Origin of the sequence: Arthrospira sp. PCC 8006 (assembly GCF_046480465.1) — a bacterium.
Lineage (GTDB): Bacteria > Cyanobacteriota > Cyanobacteriia > Cyanobacteriales > Microcoleaceae > Limnospira > Limnospira platensis.
On sequence record NZ_PKGG01000142.1, the window covers coordinates 1 to 13,796 of the forward strand.

Below are 13,796 nucleotides of genomic sequence, written 5' to 3' on the forward strand. Positions count from 1 at the left end.
CGGCTCTGGCGCTCCTGGGTTTCTTAGATGTCATTACGATACAGKGATGCTGGGGACTTGAACAGGTTTTCGCCAAAATGAGAATTGCTGTTTAGACCCAGGATCTTTGGTAAATGGGGCGAAATTGTTATGATAAAATGCGAGCAGGCTCTGTGTAATGCTGACTGGAACATCCCGATTGTGGGTCTGCCACTTATGTCATATAAAAGAAAAACATCAATTGCTACCTTGGCGTTGGTCTGTATCCTTGATCTCGCTCCTAAGTCTTTGGCGACTTCTAGGTTGGTCTCTGCTCAATTATATCCAAATCGTTCGAGAACGGCTTTGACCTCGACTGGGTTGGCGACCAATGAAGTGGTTTTATCTCAGGCTGAACCTTTATCGGAGAGTTCAGAGGGAAGGTCTGTAGAATCAGCACCTAGTAGGACTGACCCCGCAGGACTGGTGGCTGCTTCATCGTCGGGACAGTTTCTCCTGTGGTTATTAATACTATTATCTATTGCTGTCTTAATTGCTTTTCTGCTCTGGAGAAAGCGCGATCGCTATTTGAGGTCAGCACAGGCTAAAACTGAGGGTTTAGGACAATCCCTTCAACCTGAACCAACCCCGGATTTAGCATCAACAACCTTATCGCAGATGTCAAAGGATACATCTACAACGCTAGCATTACATGAATCGGCAAAAACTTCTATATCCTCTGATACTAAACCTGAAGAAACATCAACGCTTATTTATCCAGAACTATCAGCCAAAACTTTCGATTTCCAAACAGTCTCAGAAACTGTCTCCCAATCCGAGGTGGTGGAAGATGTGGAAACTGAGGAGAGTTACCAGGTAGCAGATATTGGGGATTCGGATTCGGAAAGGGTCTCCCAATCCGAGGTGGTGGAAGATGCGGAAACTGAGGAGAGTTACCAGGTAGCAGATATTGGGGATGAGTGGGAGGAAGTTATCTCCCAATCCGAGGTGGTGGAAGATGYGGAAACTGAGGAGAGTTACCAGGTAGCAGATATTGGGGATTCGGATTCGGAAAGGGTCTCCCAATCCGAGGTGGTGGAAGATGCGGAAACTGAGGAGAGTTACCAGGTAGCAGATATTGGGGATTCGGATTCGGAAAGGGTCTCCCAATCCGAGGTGGTGGAAGATGYGGAAACTGAGGAGAGTTACCAGGTMGCAGATATTGGGGATTCGGATTCGGAAAGGGTCTCCCAATCCGAGGTGGTGGAAGATGCGGAAACTGAGGAGAGTGAGGAGAGTTACCAGGTAGCAGATATTGGGGATTCGGATTCGGAAAGGGTCTCCCAATCCGAGGTGGTGGAAGATGCGGAAACTCAGGAGAGTGAGGAGAGTTACCAGGTAGCAGATATTGAGTKGGAGGAAGTTATCTCCCAATCCGAGGTGGTGGAAGATGTGGAAACTGAGGAGAGTTACCAGGTAGCAGATATTGGGGATTCGGATTCGGAAAGGGTCTCCCAATCCGAGGTGGTGGAAGATGCGGAAACTCAGGAGAGTGAGGAGAGTTACCAGGTAGCAGATATTGGGGATTCGGATTCGGAAAGGGTCTCCCAATCCGAGGTGGTGGAAGATGCGGAAACTCAGGAGGTTTCTGAGGTAGCGGAAATTGAGTTAGGAGATTCCTCCGATGAGGTGTCGGAAAGGGATGGAGAGGCGGATGAGAATTTGAAGCAAGCAACGCTAACAGGTGGTCAAGCATGGGTAGTGGGAGGAGGAGACGATCGCAGTCAGTTAGATGTAGAATCGAAAAAATTTAATGTGGGTCAACATGATGATAGCGACATTATAGGTTGGGATGTGGATGAAGGACTCCCAGACTTACCAGGTGGCTATGATCAGAAATGTATCGTGCTGTTGCCACGAGATCCCAATTGGGCTTATGCTTATTGGGATATTGGTGATGAATATCGAGAACCCTTGCGACAAAAAGGGGGTAAACAACTGGCGCTGCGGGTTTACGATGTGACCTGGATCGATATGGATAAGCAACGTCCCCATAGTATGAAACAATATGAGTGCGATGAGTTAACGCAGGAATGGTATATTCCGGTACCGATGAGCGATCGCGACTATATTGTAGAAATTGGGTATGTGACCGACAGTGGTCATTGGTTGGTGTTGGCGCGTTCAGAATCAGTACATATTCCCCCAGTTTACCCCTGTGACCATTATGGCGATCGCTTTTATACCATTTCCTGGGAAGAAAATCTGCGGGGGAAAAATATATGAGCATCTCCATATCAATTCTAGCAGAATTGGTGCAGTATCAGCCACAGATTAGACCTCAAATATACTTTAAATCTTCCCTAATTGCTCTTTCTCATGCTATGGAAGATCAGGTTTTGGCGGGGTCAGATTCTCCGTTGGTGATTGCTACATTTCAACGAGAAAGGTTTTATCGTCAGGAAGCGCATAGGTATCGTAGAATTGCGGCTTTGACTTCTCAAGTATATGTGATGGCTGCACCAGAAACAGAGTTTAAAAATGCTTCTGATGCTTATGAAACTGTGGCTTTTCCAGCGGAAGATATATTATTGAGTCAGGAATGGAATTTAGTGGTGTTAGGGGAGAATTATGCAAGCTGTCTGGTTTGTATAGAACGTGAGGATTTAGCGGAAAATTCCGAGATGTACGAACAGTTGACGATGGACCCAGCACGTCCCTTTGAAGGTGTGTGGACTTCTAATCGTCTGATTTGTTCCCAAGTGGCGATACTTTTACTAGAAAGAGTGAAGTATTATCGACCGGAAATACAAGGTAAAATTCAAGAGGCTGTTAATGGCTTTAATTTACCTACAAAAATGGTGAAGCCAAGGAAATCTAAAAAACGCGAATCTGGTATAAATCGTAAGGGTAAAGTTGAGCCAGACTTGCAGCTAAATGATCCGTTTGCTCATCGTTTGGTAACTTATTTACAAGCGGGTCAACACAAGTTACTGCGGGTTTATCGATCGCTGGCGGTTCAGGAGTGGAAAGAGCGCTTGGTGAATTCGATTACAGCGGCTATTCGTCAGTCTCTTGACCCGGAAGAAGTTTTGGAAATTGCTACTCGTGAATTTGGGGAAGCAATGCAGGCTCATCGGTGTTTAATTTATCGGTGTAAGTCTACTGATAACAGTGTTGTTATTGAACATGAATATCTGCGATCGTGTCCTGAACAACCGGAGGGAACAGAGGTTAAATCTTTACGGGGGGAGACTTGGTGGCTGGAAAATAACCCTTTATTTCAACAGGTTTTACAGCAACAACGTTATGTGTATTTGGTGGAACCTGGGGGGGTTGATTATGTGAGGGATGAGGGGGAGAATATTTTGGATCAACTGGCTGAAAAATGGGAAATTGGCGGCTGGTTGATGGTGCCGATTTTGTCTCAAGGTCGGCTTTTGGGAATGGTGGAATTGCACCAGTGTAATTCGATTTGTCGGAATTGGGAAGATGATGAGCTGTCTTTGATGGATGCGATCGCTACTCAATTGGCGGCGGCTTTAATTCAGGCGGAAACTCATGCAAATCTTGAGGAATTGAATCGGCAATTGGAAGCGTTAGAAAGGACTCGCAGCAATTTAATTGCGATTACGGGTCATGAATTAAGAACTCCTTTATCTACAATTCAGGTGTGTTTGGAGTCCTTGAGTCAGGAACCAGATATGCCTTTGGAAATGCGAGAGGTGATGTTAGAAACGGCTCAAGCTGACGCAGAACGTCTGCGGAAATTGGTGCAGGATTTTCTGACTTTATCCCATTTAGAAAGTGGTCGAGTGGACTGGAACCCGGAATCTTTGCGATTGGAAGAATGTATTGATTTGGCTATTAGTGGTGTGAGTGCTAGATATGCGGAAAATAAGCCTAAAATTAAGGTAGAAATTAATGATAATTTACCATTAGTTAAAGCTGATGGTGAGTGGTTGGTTGAATTGCTGACGAAGCTGTTAGATAATGCTTGTAAATTTACAGGTTCTGAGGGTAAGGTGACTATTAAGGCTAAATCTAATGGCGATCGAATGTTAGAGGTGACTGTGGCGGATACGGGACGAGGAATTGAGCCTAACCGCTTGGAGGAGGTTTTTGATAGGTTTTATCAGGAGGAGGGTTCCCTACGCCGCACAGTAGGGGGAACAGGTTTAGGGTTAGCAATAGGTAGGCAAATTGTCACGGGTTGGGGAGGCCGTATCTGGGCGGATTCTCCGGGTAAAAATAAAGGCAGTCGGTTCCATTTTACCATTCCTTTGGTGGAAAGTGAGTTAATAATTAATGCTTGATAATTAATAAGTTATAGTTAATTGATTGTGAAGGGAGCGGGATGCTCCCAGTATAATGAGGATTACAGAAATTAGGATGGTAGAATGCGATCGCAATTTTCTAGGGTCAAACCGGAACAGGTGCGCTTAATTAATCCAGTCAATACTTGACCGGGACCGACTTCTATCACTTTTTGAATACCCTGTTCTGAAAGTTGTAAACAAATTTCGCGCCAACGCACGGAACCCGTCATTTGTTTAACCAGACGTTCCTTGAGAATTTCCCCATCAGTAGCGGGGGTCGGGTCTACATTAGACAAAACTGGAACCGTAGCCTGTTGAAAATTAACCAAGTCTAAAACTTGTTGAAATTGGGTAGCAGCCTCAGCCATTAAAGGGGAATGAAAAGCTCCCGATACATTCAATTTAACGGCTCGTTTTACCTTAATTTTACTGAGGAGATTATCAACGGCTTCTGGGGTTCCTGAAATCACGACTTGAGCCGAACTATTATCATTAGCTAAAACCACATTTTCGCTTTGTTCTAGTTGTTGATTAAGTTGTTCAGCATTAAAGCCAATGAGAGCCGCCATTTGTCCCCCTGCCGCCTTATCCATGAGTTCGGCGCGATGTTTAACCAAACGCAAACCCGCTTCAAAATCAAACACTCCAGCCGCATAAAGAGCGACATATTCTCCTAAACTGTGACCCGCGACCAAATCGGGAGTTTTACCCTGTTTTTTGAGAGCATCAACTAGGAGACTTTCGACTACATATAAACAAGGTTGGGTGTAGAGGGTGCGCGACAATTTATCAGCCTCTCCCTGACACAAATCAGGTAGAGACCAACCGAGGATATCAGCAGCTGTATTTAACTTAGGTTGTGCGTCTGGTGAATCAAATAAATCGGCACCCATACCTACAGCCTGTGAACCTTGTCCAGGAAAAACCCATGCAGTTTTAGTCATTATTATTGTTGCTTGTTAACCTTAGCTAAATAGGACAGTAAAAAAATGGGGTTTAACTATTAATTATTTACCCCATTTAAMGATTGCCGAACCCCAGGTTAAACCTGCACCAAATCCGGCTGTAGCAATTATATCACCAGATTGTATTTTTCCCGATCGCACTACTTCATCAAGAGCCAAAGGAATAGAAGCGGCGGAGGTATTACCATAATTAGCGAGGTTACTAATCACCTTATGGGGGGGGATTTTTAGCCTTTGAGCGACAGCATCAAGAATCCGTTGGTTAGCTTGGTGAAGGATAAGCCAATCGACATCATCAGCAGTTAAGCCGGAGTGAAATAGAGCTTTTTCGACCACTTCCGGGACTTTTTTAACAGCAAAGCGATAGATATCTTGACCATTCATAGTAATGGGTAGATACTTACCTTGATTGATAGTAATTTCGGGAGTTAAAGCCTTAGCTTCTGGTTGAAAAGCCAGGTTAAGGGAACTATTGAGACTCCCATCACTTTTGAGTTCAAAACCCAATAAATTATCGCGATCGCTGGCTTGTAAAACCACCGCACCCGCGCCATCTCCAAATAAAATACAAGTGCGGCGGTCCGACCAATCAACCCATCTGGAGAGAATATCCGCCCCCACTAAAAGCACATTTTTATAAACTCCGTTACGGATAAACTGACTAGCAGTGACCAAGCCAAAAACAAAGCCAGAACAAGCCGCCGTCAAGTCAAAAGCCACTGCTTTAGTCGCGCCAATTTGTGCTTGTATTTGACTAGCACTACCAAATAAATCATCAGCGGTGGAAGTAGCGAGAATAATTAAATCAATATCAGTAGGTTGTAAACCAGCCATAGCGATCGCATTTTCGCAAGCCGATGCCGCCATGTGACTAAGTGTTACCTCTGTAGTCGCCAAGCGCCGTTGACGAATACCTGTGCGGGAACTAATCCACTCATCGGAGGTTTCCACCAGTTGAGAAAGTTGGTTATTATCGAGTAAAACCGACGGAGTAGCCGCGCCACTACCTGTAATAGCTATACCTGTGGTTGTCATTTATCCTTAATTATTTTCTATGAAAGGGGTCAAAGTGTGAGTGGTTAGGGTGCAGGGGGGGGTAAAATCGATAATTGACATTAACAATGATCAATTATTAATTTTACCCAGAGCATATAGCTGATCACCAAATCCGACGATCGCCAGATTATGACTCTTGTTCAATCGCCTGTTTTTGGTGTTTTTGATACTGTAAATTAATGCGTTCTAGCACTTCATTATTAACCGCATCTCGCGCCATGCGAATAGCATTACAAATAGTCGGGGCTTTAGAAGACCCATGACCAATAATGCAAATTCCGGCTACACCCAAAAGTAAAGCTCCCCCATGTTCAACGTGATCAACCCTTTGTTTAAAGCGTTTTAAACTAGGCTTCAGCAGAGTAGCCCCCAGTTGCGATCGCAATCCTGAAGACAACTCCTCCCGCAGCAATTGGAGAACCGCCTCTCCGACTCCTTCGGCAAATTTCAATAGTACATTACCCACAAAGCCATCACAAACTATGACATTAAACTTACCAGTGAGTACATCTCGTCCTTCTGCATTTCCAGCAAAAGAAATCAGAGAATTTTCTTGTAGCATCTGATAAGTCCGCACCGCCAGATCATCACCCTTAGAAGATTCTTCACCAATATTGAGTAATCCCACAGTCGGGTTATCAACACCCAAAACATACTGGCTATAGATGCTTCCCATAACAGCAAACTGTTCTAGGAACTTAGGACGACAATCAACATTAGCCCCCACATCCAGAATCAGAACCGGTGAGGAACGCACCATAGTAGGTAACACAGCACCAATGGCGGGGCGATCGATACCCCGAATGCGTCCTACCCGCAATAGTGCCGAAGCCATCGCCGCCCCAGAGTGACCAGCAGATACAACCGCATCAGCTTTTTTTTGTTTAACCAAATTCATGGCAACATTAATAGAAGCATTAGGCTTGCGTTTAATCGCCCCTAATGGTTCTTCGTGCATTTCGATTGTCCCTTCGGCGGGGACAATTTCTGGCAATGGTGAGTTGCTGTGGTGTTCTTTGAGGGATGCCTCAATCTGCTGAGGATCTCCCACCAGTATGACATCAACCCCAAATTTTTCCTGTGCCATCAGCGCGCCCGCCACTACTTCTGTGGGGGCATGATCTCCACCCATCGCGTCAATTGCAATTCGTGCGCTAGTTAAGCCCATTGACCCAAGTTAGAGAAACCTTGAAGATTTTACCAAAAAACGGGGTTATAACCCTTATCCATAAAGCAAGGGGTTTCGCGCTAAGTGTCTCAGTACGCGATATCCTCTTGCATAAAATCCGGTAATTTCCGGCAGGAGGCGGAAATTACTCCTCACAGAGTCTGCAAGATGCAGGTCCAGGATTAGACCTACGTTAAGGGGGTGATGAAACCCACAGGTGAGCGCCAGCCTGTTGCTCTGTCGTCTATCTTTAAGGAACGACATGAGTGGATTTGTCAGATCGAGTGAGCTAGACGTAAAAAGCCCCTTTAACATGACCGAAGCCAACATTACCCCATCTGGGAGATAGCTTAAATGCCAAATTACCAAAATTACGTTTTTGTGGTTGACACACTGGGGCAACCGTTAAGTCCCACTCATCGGGCCAGGGCCAGAAAGCTTTTGAAGCAGGGTTTGGCTGCAGTGTTTAGGACTTATCCATTTACAATTATCCTCAAGAAAACTGATTCTAATGGTCCGGGAAAATCCTAGAATTGCGGTGTTGATAATTATCTGATTTTTGTTTGACTTTGAGGAAACAGCGGCCGATGTTAGATGTGTTTACTTCTGGGATTATGTCTGTATGGTTGGAGATGGCTGGGATGAATCGCGACCAATTGAATAGGACTTCCCAGCAAATGTGGGAAAGCAGCCTATCGAATATTATCTCTATTGAACGCCCAGATCCTGCGGTAGAGGCGATCGTCCAACAGTATTTGGCGCGTTTATCCAGTCGTGGTATATCCAGCGCCTCTCAGGGGGTATGGATTGAGGCGGGACCTTTTACGGTGGCTAATCATCGGGGGGATATTCCTTTATCGGCAGCTTCGATCACTAAAATAGCTACATCTTTGGCGGCGTTGCAAACCTGGAGTGTTAACCATCAGTTTGAAACCATCATTGGCGCAACTGGTCCCATTGAAAATGGGGTATTGCAAGGGGATTTGGTGATTGTGGGGGGAGGAAATCCCTTTTTTGTCTGGGAAGAGGCTTTTAGTTTGGGATATGCTCTCAATCAGTTGGGTATTCGTCAGGTGCGGGGAAATTTGACGATCGCTGGTAATTTTTCGATGAATTATGAATCGGAACCGCAACTGGTGGGTAATTTACTCCGTCAATCCCTCGATTCCCGGCTGTGGGAGTCAGAAGCAGCTACTCAATATGTCCGTTCAGGGTCCCGGTTGCCAAAACCACAGGTACAAATTTTGGGCTCGGTGCAATATGTCACCTCCCCGCCTAATCTCCAACCCCTAATCCGCCATCGGTCTCTGAGTTTGGCTGAGATTATTAAACAAATGAATATCTACAGTAATAATCCCATCTCGGAAATGTTGGCTGAAACTTTGGGCGGTGCTGAGATGGTGCGACGATTGGCGGCTGAGGCGGCTGGGGTTTCCGTTGATGAAATTCGCCTGATTAATGGTTCTGGTTTGGGTCATGAAAATCAAATTTCTCCTAGGGCTTCCGTGGCTATGTTTATCGCTTTAGATAGACATTTGCGAGATACAGATTTAACTGTGGCGGATTTATTACCCGTTGCGGGAGGAGATTTGGGAACTTTGGAATATCGCCGCATTCCTCCACATTCCGCTGTCAAAACTGGCACTTTGTTTGATGTTAGTGCTTTGGCGGGTGCTATCCCTACTCGCGATCGCGGTGTCGTCTGGTTTGCTATTATTAACCGTGCTACAGGTTTGGATGCTTTGCGTGATGACCAGGATTGGTTATTGCAGCAGTTGGTAAATTACTGGGGTGCGTCCGATGTTTTGCCAATTACTTTGACAACTAATATTGATGGCAGTCGTCCGGCTTTGGGGGATCTCGCTAGAATTGATCGGGTTAATTAGCTCGATTTTTCAGATGCTGCTCACCATGCTAATCAATTATGGGATATTATCAAGAACGCGATCGCTCTATTACCAATTACCAAATGTTTGAGTTGGGAAACACTGGGTTGTCTTTTCGTGGTCCCCAACCTCAGACACTCGCTCAGGGTCATTATTTTACCTGTTTAGGAGCCGCACAGACTTTTGGCTGTTTTTGCGATCGCCCCTATCCTAATTTGTTGGCATATTGGCTCAAATTACCAGTTTTGAACTTGGGATATGGGGGGGCTGGTCCTTCTTTCTTTCTGCAAAATTCTCCCTTAATTGATTACATCAATCGCGGTAAGTTTGCCATTGTTCAGGTCATGTCTGGACGCAGTGAAAGTAACTCCCTATTTGATACCGGAGGATTGGAATATATCCGCCGACGTTCTGATGGTAAACAGTTGGGGTCAGAGCCCGCTTATCAGGAGTTATTGGCTACAGGCGATCGCGATTTTGTTAATCAGATTATCGCCGAAACTCGACAAAATTGGGTCAGCAGTTATCAGCTTTTATTGAGCAAAATTAAAGTCCCGAAAATTCTGCTTTGGTTTTCCGAGAGGGAGCCTGATTATCAACTTACATACAATAATATTTATTGTCTATTTGGCAAGTTTCCCCACTTGATAAATGCTCAGGCGATCGCTCAAATCATCCCCTTCGCTAATGATTATATTCAATGTGTTTCTACCCGAGGAATGCCACAACTATTAATTAACCGACTCACCGGATACCCTACCACCCTGAATTTAGCCTATCAGCGCCCGGATTTGGGCGATAAAACCTCTTTTTACAATGATTATTATTTTTCTCCCGAAATGCAACGAGACGCCGCTATATTGCTAAAATCAGCCTGTCAGCAATACCTATATTGACATACTCCCCCCTAGGATTCGGATTGAGGGAGAGGGTAATGTTTGCTGTAATTGATAATTAATTCCCCCGGCTTCCCTAGAAAGGAAAAAGCAGGGGGGGAAAGAGGTAACGAATGGCTGAAACTACCGACACATAATTAACGTATTAGCAGAGATATATCCAGCCACCGGAGTGGTAATTCTCACCCAATTGCGACGCTCACCATCAGGGTCAGGAATTAAGCGATAGTCAGATGCTAATTGTACCCGTTCTCCCGAATCGACACCACCGCGACGAGCAGATGAGCGGGAAGGAGCAGCCCTCACCGCGACACCTTCTGGAGCCGCCTCGCGATCGACTTGACGACAAAGACTCCCTGATGGTCGTGTGGGTGGAGTTTCAGCCAAATCGGTAGAACAGTCCACCAAATTACCGGAACTATTGGGAAAGCCGTTAGAAATAAAACCCCGGACGGGATTAGTGATTTCCACCCAGGAGCGACCACCAGGACCAGTTATTCCCTGTGCATTAGTGGCTAAAGTCACTTGTTGAGCATAGGAAACCTGACCGACGACGGGAGAATTGGGAGTAGGTCGCGCCCGGACTACTAAACCCCGACGTTCAGAAATTTTACGACAGCGATCGCTGGTGGTTTGGGCGATATTAGAGTTAGAGTTAGGCAATATTTGAGCGCGCGCCCCCAATTGTGCAACTGAGAGCATCAACAAAACTATAGCTAACCCAGAAACTGACCGATTAAAGGATTTCCCAACTGCCAAAAACATAAAATCCACACCCACCCTAAGAACCTTTAGAATTGTCGCAGAAAGCGCAGATCACTAGCATAAACCCGCCGAATATCATCCAATTGGTGTAAGACCATAGCAAAGCGTTCTACCCCAAACCCCGCAGCAAATCCAGTATATTTTTGAGGATCATAACCCACAGCTTCGAGAACATTCGGATCGACCATACCACAGCCTAACACCTCCAACCATTTACCCTGCCATTCCAAATCTACCTCAGCGGAGGGTTCTGTAAACGGGAAATAACTAGCGCGGAACCGAATGGGTAGATCACCAAACATTTGACCCAGAAACTCTTTAATAGTGCCTTTGAGGTCTGTAAAACGGAGATTTTCCCCGATCGCTAATAACTCCAGTTGATGAAATACCGCCGCATGGGTAGCATCCACAGTATCGCGACGATAAACCCGACCCGGTGCGACAATGCGAATGGGGGGCTGATGTTGTTCCATGTAGCGAATTTGCACGGAAGAGGTATGAGTCCGTAACAGATTCCCATCAGGTAGGTAGAAGGTATCCTGCATATCCCGCGCCGGGTGGTCTGGGGGGGTGTTTAATGCCTCAAAATTATAGTAGTCGCTCTCCATTTCTGGCCCGGTAGCCACAGTGTAGCCCATACCTACGAAGATATCTAAAGCCCGGTCAATTACGGCATTGAGGGGGTGAATTTTGCCCTGGGGACGATACACAGGGGGCATGGTAACATCTATGGTTTCAGTTTTTAGTTGAGCTTCAATGAGGGCGAGTTCTAGGGCTGTGCGACGCTGGTCGAGTTGAGTTTGCAGGGCTTGTTTAACTTCGTTGGCGATCGCCCCAATACGAGGGCGCGCTTCCGGTTCAAGTTTACCCATTCCCCCCAGAACTTTGGAGAGTTGGCCTTTTTTGCCTAGATAGTTAATCCGCAACTGTTCGAGTCCTGAGAGGGTTTCACAGATGGCGATCGCTCTGTCAGCCTCTTGGCGTAGGGATTCGATTTGGTTTTCTAACGATTGAAGTTCGGTAGTCATTTGAGTGAGAGTACAGATTAGGGGTCGAGAGTGGAGTCGCCTCCATTCCCTCCCATTCAGAACCGTACATGAAAGTTTCCCTTCACACGGCTCCTAGTTTGATTGATCCATTGTTAAGGATACAGCTTTGGCGTTATCTAGTGCCGTTTTATCATCGCGGGTGTGGCGATGTAATAGCTGAAGATTTTTGTATTCATCCTTTCCACCTAGGTTTCGAGGTACAATGTGGTCTACTTCAATTATATCTGATGGGGTAAAGTACTGCCCGCACCATTTACATCTTCCTTTTTGTTTTTTTAGTAGTTTTGCTACCCTGTTTGGCGTGTCGATTGCTTGTCCTTTCCTGGTTGCCCAGTAAGTCCAGTTTCCGTCGTATTGTCTGGCATCAGGGCGTATTAGGGTATGTCTGACAATAGGAGTGTAGTTATGTTTCCATAGTCTAAATCCATCCTTGGTTTGGAATAACCAAGATTCATGTCTTTCTTTCCCATTGCTAAGTTTTACAGTTCCTTTTCGGAAATAGTTTCCTAGCTTCTCGTAATTTGCCTTTCCGCATCTTGATACTGTCCATGCCCTTAACATTAACCAGATTATATAATCTAGTTTATTGAAGGTCTCTGATGAGACTACCGCTGAGTAATAGTTTGACCATCCCCTTATGATTGGGTTTAGTTCGTTTATCAGGGTTGATTGAGGTTCTGTTTTATGTTGTTTGATTACACCTTTAATCACTTCTGTATGAGCTTTAACTGCTTTATTGCTGGGTTTGATATGGGTTTGATGACCAATTAATCGACTGGCTTCCCCACCTGTTTTCCCAGATTTGTATTTTCCTGCTGGATATTGCCTGATGTTGAATCCTAGGAAATCAAACCCTGGTTCCTCAGTCTTGCCTTCGTACTTAATGGGATTAGGTGTGTGACAAATTCGGGTTTTTTCGGGTTTAATTTCTAATCCTACAGGTTCTAACCATTTAGAAATGGCAGTTTTGCACTGTTCAATGATTTCTAGGTCTTTTGAGATGACTACAAAATCATCGGCGTATCGTATTACCGTGGCAAATGGTTTGTTGTTGGTATTATTGGGATACATTTTTTCTATTAACCTAACCATCCCCAACAGTGCGATGTTGGCGAGTATTGGACTTATTACTCCTCCTTGGGGTGTTCCTGTTTCTGTATCCTCGAATACGCCGTTATCTAGCACACCCGCTTTGAGCCATTGTTTCAGGTCTCTCTTCAGGCTGCTCGGACAATGAATTTTGGACAGTAGGTAATCATGGTTCACGGTAAGAGCATTTCGCTATATGTTAGGGGTCGAGAATGGAGTCACCACCATCCCCTCCCATTCAGAACCATACATAAAAGTTTCCCTTCATACGGCTCCTGGTGTGGATACCCTGTTTTGTCAAAGGAGCAGAATCAACAGACCTGCTTTTTACTTCGATGTTCAGAGCTATATGCAGCACGTAGTCTTTAAACTCGTCCTCGCCATTATACTCTTACTGACCGCAGTATCTATATCCACACCGTGACAATTGGGCATATCCCMACCATGACAATTGGGCTTTAGCTTCTGGTCACATCCTTAGCCCTCTAAGCATGCGCTTACATTTTTCACTACTGCCTTGTGAATTGCATTACTCACTTGTTTATGGGCAGAGCATTAGAGGGGTTAATTAGGGGTCGAGATAAACCTCACGGTCTACCCCTCCCATTCAGCAGCAGAACCGTACMTGAGACTTTCACATCATAC

11 protein-coding genes are annotated in these 13,796 nt (G+C 45.3%); 5 read left to right on the forward strand and 6 right to left on the reverse strand.

All coding sequences use genetic code 11. The annotated features are described in order from the left end of the window. The first annotated feature begins 195 nt into the window (after window positions 1-195). Both B9T16_RS18400 and B9T16_RS18405 read left to right on the forward strand, forming a co-directional pair. Window positions 196-2,244 carry a DUF4912 domain-containing protein gene (locus B9T16_RS18400; protein ID WP_410245428.1) on the forward strand — a complete coding sequence of 683 codons (2,049 nt, stop codon included), beginning with the start codon at window positions 196-198 and terminating at the stop codon, window positions 2,242-2,244. Further along, window positions 2,241-4,274, forward strand: coding sequence for a DICT sensory domain-containing protein (locus tag B9T16_RS18405; protein ID WP_410245429.1), 2,034 nt, complete (start codon window positions 2,241-2,243; stop codon window positions 4,272-4,274). The genes B9T16_RS18400 and B9T16_RS18405 overlap by 4 nt, the downstream gene beginning before the upstream one ends. Before the next feature lie 71 nt (window positions 4,275-4,345). Here B9T16_RS18405 and fabD read toward each other — a convergent pair whose 3' ends face one another. The 3 genes from fabD to plsX form a co-directional block, all read right to left on the reverse strand. Then, the gene (fabD, locus tag B9T16_RS18410; protein ID WP_410245430.1) at window positions 4,346-5,221 is read right to left on the reverse strand and encodes an ACP S-malonyltransferase; all 876 of its coding nucleotides are present in this window, start codon (window positions 5,219-5,221) and stop codon (window positions 4,346-4,348) included. A 63-nt stretch (window positions 5,222-5,284) separates the two neighbouring features. Further along, complete coding sequence (locus B9T16_RS18415) at window positions 5,285-6,277, reverse strand: beta-ketoacyl-ACP synthase III (RefSeq protein WP_410245431.1); 993 nt, start codon at window positions 6,275-6,277, stop codon at window positions 5,285-5,287. A gap of 148 nt (window positions 6,278-6,425) precedes the next feature. After that, window positions 6,426-7,466 (reverse strand): phosphate acyltransferase PlsX, encoded by a 1,041-nt coding sequence (gene plsX, locus B9T16_RS18420; protein ID WP_006669785.1) that lies wholly within the window; start codon window positions 7,464-7,466, stop codon window positions 6,426-6,428. A gap of 354 nt (window positions 7,467-7,820) precedes the next feature. Here plsX and B9T16_RS18425 point away from each other — a divergent pair, with 354 nt between their 5' ends. From B9T16_RS18425 to B9T16_RS18435, 3 genes are read left to right on the forward strand one after another with little or no spacing between them, the layout of a single operon-like run. Continuing rightward, window positions 7,821-7,997, forward strand: a complete 177-nt coding sequence (locus tag B9T16_RS18425) for an RRXRR domain-containing protein (RefSeq protein WP_006617505.1) — start codon at window positions 7,821-7,823, stop codon at window positions 7,995-7,997. 56 nt (window positions 7,998-8,053) lie between these two features. Beyond that, window positions 8,054-9,352, forward strand: coding sequence for a D-alanyl-D-alanine carboxypeptidase (locus B9T16_RS18430; protein WP_410245432.1), 1,299 nt, complete (start codon window positions 8,054-8,056; stop codon window positions 9,350-9,352). A gap of 38 nt (window positions 9,353-9,390) precedes the next feature. Continuing rightward, window positions 9,391-10,248, forward strand: a complete 858-nt coding sequence (locus B9T16_RS18435; RefSeq protein ID WP_006617503.1) for a DUF6473 family protein — start codon at window positions 9,391-9,393, stop codon at window positions 10,246-10,248. Between the two features lie 123 nt (window positions 10,249-10,371). Here the strand turns inward: B9T16_RS18435 and B9T16_RS18440 are convergent, their stop codons facing one another. The 3 genes from B9T16_RS18440 to B9T16_RS18450 all read right to left on the reverse strand — a co-directional run bounded on the left by B9T16_RS18440 (window position 10,372) and on the right by B9T16_RS18450 (window position 13,328). Next, window positions 10,372-11,013, reverse strand: coding sequence for an SH3 domain-containing protein (locus tag B9T16_RS18440; protein WP_006617502.1), 642 nt, complete (start codon window positions 11,011-11,013; stop codon window positions 10,372-10,374). Between the two features lie 26 nt (window positions 11,014-11,039). Next, the gene (gene pheS, locus B9T16_RS18445) at window positions 11,040-12,041 is read right to left on the reverse strand and encodes a phenylalanine--tRNA ligase subunit alpha (protein WP_006617501.1); all 1,002 of its coding nucleotides are present in this window, start codon (window positions 12,039-12,041) and stop codon (window positions 11,040-11,042) included. Between the two features lie 93 nt (window positions 12,042-12,134). Then, the gene (locus B9T16_RS18450; RefSeq protein WP_410245433.1) at window positions 12,135-13,328 is read right to left on the reverse strand and encodes a group II intron reverse transcriptase; all 1,194 of its coding nucleotides are present in this window, start codon (window positions 13,326-13,328) and stop codon (window positions 12,135-12,137) included. Window positions 13,329-13,796 lie beyond the last annotated feature (468 nt).

Bases quoted from the DNA above. Each gene is read 5' to 3' on its own strand.
- B9T16_RS18405 (WP_410245429.1), top strand. From the start codon at position 2,241: ATGAGCATCTCCATATCAATTCTAGCAGAATTGGTGCAGTATCAGCCA.
- B9T16_RS18425 (WP_006617505.1), top strand. From the start codon at position 7,821: ATGCCAAATTACCAAAATTACGTTTTTGTGGTTGACACACTGGGGCAA.
- pheS (WP_006617501.1), bottom strand. From the start codon at position 12,041: ATGACTACCGAACTTCAATCGTTAGAAAACCAAATCGAATCCCTACGC.
- B9T16_RS18435 (WP_006617503.1), top strand. From the start codon at position 9,391: ATGGGATATTATCAAGAACGCGATCGCTCTATTACCAATTACCAAATG.
- B9T16_RS18440 (WP_006617502.1), bottom strand. From the start codon at position 11,013: ATGTTTTTGGCAGTTGGGAAATCCTTTAATCGGTCAGTTTCTGGGTTA.
- B9T16_RS18430 (WP_410245432.1), top strand. From the start codon at position 8,054: ATGTTAGATGTGTTTACTTCTGGGATTATGTCTGTATGGTTGGAGATG.
- fabD (WP_410245430.1), bottom strand. From the start codon at position 5,221: ATGACTAAAACTGCATGGGTTTTTCCTGGACAAGGTTCACAGGCTGTA.
- plsX (WP_006669785.1), bottom strand. From the start codon at position 7,466: ATGGGCTTAACTAGCGCACGAATTGCAATTGACGCGATGGGTGGAGAT.